General features: G+C 61.4%; 4 protein-coding genes. All 4 read left to right on the top strand.

Annotation, left to right across the window (positions count from 1 at the left end; genetic code table 11):
- On the top strand, window positions 1-1,511 hold a 1,511-nt coding region (locus tag Q0105_RS03545; RefSeq protein ID WP_298208824.1), incomplete at its 5' end, for a toprim domain-containing protein.
- A gap of 31 nt (window positions 1,512-1,542) precedes the next feature.
- Window positions 1,543-2,376, top strand: coding sequence for a DUF3883 domain-containing protein (locus Q0105_RS03550; RefSeq protein WP_298208827.1), 834 nt, complete (start codon window positions 1,543-1,545; stop codon window positions 2,374-2,376).
- A gap of 38 nt (window positions 2,377-2,414) precedes the next feature.
- Complete coding sequence (locus Q0105_RS03555) at window positions 2,415-2,831, top strand: YkgJ family cysteine cluster protein (RefSeq protein ID WP_298208830.1); 417 nt, start codon at window positions 2,415-2,417, stop codon at window positions 2,829-2,831.
- A 31-nt stretch (window positions 2,832-2,862) separates the two neighbouring features.
- Complete coding sequence (locus Q0105_RS03560) at window positions 2,863-3,093, top strand: 4Fe-4S binding protein (RefSeq protein WP_298208832.1); 231 nt, start codon at window positions 2,863-2,865, stop codon at window positions 3,091-3,093.
- The last annotated feature ends 81 nt before the right edge of the window (window positions 3,094-3,174 follow it).

Genomic DNA, 3,174 nt, shown 5'->3' on the forward strand with positions numbered 1-3,174 from the left:
CCGGCGACGACATGCGCGAAGGCCTGTGCTGCGTGCTCAGCGTGAAGGTGCCCGAACCCAAGTTCAGCAGCCAGACCAAGGACAAGCTCGTATCGAGCGAAGTGCGCGCGCCCGTGGAAGACATCGTGGGCAAGCTGCTCACCGACTATCTGCAAGAAAAACCCAACGACGCCAAGATCATCTGCGGCAAGATCGTGGAAGCCGCCCGCGCCCGCGAAGCCGCCCGCAAGGCCCGCGAAATGACCCGCCGCAAAGGCGTGCTCGACGGCATGGGCCTGCCCGGCAAGCTGGCCGACTGCCAAGAAAAAGACCCGGCGATGTGCGAAATCTACATCGTCGAGGGCGACTCCGCCGGAGGCTCCGCCAAGCAGGGCCGTGATCGCAAATTCCAGGCCATCCTGCCCCTGCGCGGCAAGATCTTGAACGTGGAAAAAGCCCGCTACGAAAAGCTGCTGACCAGCAATGAAATTTTGACGCTGATCACGGCTCTCGGCACCGGCATCGGCAAGGCGGGCGGCACCACCGGCGGCGATGACTTCGACGTGGCCAAGCTGCGCTACCACCGCATCATCATCATGACCGACGCCGACGTGGACGGCGCCCACATCCGCACCCTGCTGCTCACCTTCTTCTACCGCCAGATGCCCGAGCTGGTCGAACGCGGCCACATCTACATCGCCCAGCCACCGCTGTACAAGGTGAAGGCGGGCAAGGAAGAGCTGTACCTGAAAGACGCGCCCGCACTCGACGGCTTCTTGCTGCGCATCGCGTTGAACCACGCCAGCGTGAGCACCGGCGGCGCCAGCCCGCAGGTGCTGGCCGGTGACACCCTGGCCGAACTGGCACGCAAGCACCAGGTGGCCGAAAGCGTGATCACCCGCTTGAGCAACTTCATGGACCGAGAGGCCCTGCGTGCCGTGGCCGACGGCGTGAGCCTCAAGCTCGACACCGTGGCCGAAGCCGAAGCCAGCGCCGTGGCCCTGCAGGCCAAGCTGCGCGAGCTCAACACCAATGGCGCCCCCGCCGAAGTAGCGGGCGAATTCGATACACGCACCGACAAACCCATCCTGCGCATCAGCCGCCGCCACCACGGCAACATCAAGAGCAGCGTCATCACCCAAGACTTCGTGCACGGCGCCGACTACGCCGCCTTGGCCGAAGCCGCCGAAACCTTCCGCGGCCTGCTGGGCGAGGGCGCCAAGGCCTTGCGCGGCGAAGGCGACAAACAGAAGGAAGAAAAAGTCGGCGACTTCCGCCAGGCCATGAAGTGGCTCATCAGCGAAGCCGAACGCACCACCAGCCGCCAGCGCTACAAGGGCCTGGGCGAAATGAACCCCGAGCAGTTGTGGGAAACGACGATGGACCCGAATGTGCGCCGTTTGCTGCGCGTGCAGATCGACGATGCGATCGAGGCCGACCGTGTGTTCACGATGTTGATGGGCGATGAGGTGGAGCCGCGTCGGGACTTTATTGAGACGAATGCGCTGCGGGCGGGGAATATTGACGTTTGACGTGTAGATAGCTGACTTGGTTGAGCCAGCCATGGACTGGTCCCGGATCGAGGTTGAGGCAGTGGTTGCCGACTACCTCAAGATGCTCAGCCTCGAACTGGCGGGTCAGGTCTATAGCAAGGCTGCACATCGCCGCGTTTTGCTTGAAAAGCTCAATGGCCGCTCCGCCGGTTCCGTTGAATTCAAGCACGGCAATATCAGTGCAGTACTGATCGCTCTAGGCTGTCCGTACATCCGAGGCTATCAACCACGCGTCAACTATCAGCGGCTGCTATATGAAGTAGTAGAGCAGCAAGTTGACCGCTCCTCAGCACTGGATTCATTGGCACTTGCGGCTGCGCAGCAGCCCGCAGTACCTCCAGAAGTTGTGGATTTCTTGAAAGTCGAAACGGAAGCCCCCACGCAACGCCATAGTGTTTCCGAAGCAAGCCCGCAATACGCTGGTACCCCCATCAAACGCGACTACTTAGCGATCGAGTCCCGCAATATCTCTTTAGGCCAAGCTGGTGAAGAGTTTGTTTTTCGGTATGAGCAGTGGCAGTTGACTCGCATGGGCAAGAGTGATCTTGCTGATCGGATAGAACATGTTTCGCAAACAAAAGGCGACGGCCTTGGCTACGACATCCTGTCTTTTGACACGAATGGTCGCGAGCGATTCATTGAGGTGAAAACCACTGCGTTTGGCAAGGAAACACCGTTCTTCATATCCAAGAACGAATTGCATTTCTCTCGCGAAGCGGGTGCTGATTTCACGTTGTGTCGCCTGTTTGCTTTTCGACAAACCCCACAATTGTTCTCTTTGAAGGGCGCACTGGACCAACACTGCGACCTGGCTCCTGTCACTTATCGTGCCAGCTTTTCTTAGTCGCATTGCAAGCCGATAACTGCGTCAATCCCACCCCCATGCGCTCCCCCATCGCCATCGTCGACGTTGACCGCCTCACCACCTGGACCCGCTACCGCGCGGGCCTGTGCGACACCTGTGCGGCCAACTGCTGCACGATGCCGCTGGAGGTGCAGCTCTCGGACCTGGTGCGCCTTGAACTCGTGGACCCGTTCGAGGCAGAGCATGAGGAGCTGCGGCACATCGCCAAGCGGCTACAAAAAGCGCGGCTGATCGACCACTTCAACCACAAGAACGCGATCTTCACGATGGCGCGGCGAGCGAGCGGGGACTGCAATTTTTTGGACCCGCAGACGCGGCGGTGCACGGTGTATGACAAGCGCCCCGAAACCTGTCGACTGCACCCGCAGAAGAAAAGTCCCAAGCCAGGGTTCTGCGCGTATGGCGCGCGCGAGCTTCAGCACCACCGGCGCTGACCCGAGGGCGCGCCACCTGCCAACCCGCCCCATGAGCGCCCCGCCCAAAGCCCTGCCTGACATCGATCTGGCCCGCTGCACGGGCTGCGGCTGGTGCGTGGCCGTGTGCCCGCCGCATGTGCTGTCGCTACAGGTACTGGCGGAGGATGGCACCCCCTGGGGGCCCAAGCGGTCGCAATTGCACGACGCGGGTGGCTGCACGGGGTGCGCATTGTGCGCGGTGCGCTGCCCGTTCGATGCCATCCGCATGGTGCGGGCCTAACCAATGGACGGCGGCAGCGCAAACTCCTAGTGTGGTGTCTCAGAAGTAAGCATCAAATAATGGAGCTGGCAGCGCGAGCGA

It is taken from the genome of Acidovorax sp., from assembly GCF_027492855.1.
Taxonomy (GTDB): Bacteria; Pseudomonadota; Gammaproteobacteria; order Burkholderiales; family Burkholderiaceae_C; genus Acidovorax.

Excerpts from the sequence above, each read along its gene's own strand:
- Q0105_RS03550 (WP_298208827.1), top strand. The coding sequence starts at position 1,543 with ATGGACTGGTCCCGGATCGAGGTTGAGGCAGTGGTTGCCGACTACCTC.
- Q0105_RS03555 (WP_298208830.1), top strand. The coding sequence starts at position 2,415 with ATGCGCTCCCCCATCGCCATCGTCGACGTTGACCGCCTCACCACCTGG.
- Q0105_RS03560 (WP_298208832.1), top strand. The coding sequence starts at position 2,863 with ATGAGCGCCCCGCCCAAAGCCCTGCCTGACATCGATCTGGCCCGCTGC.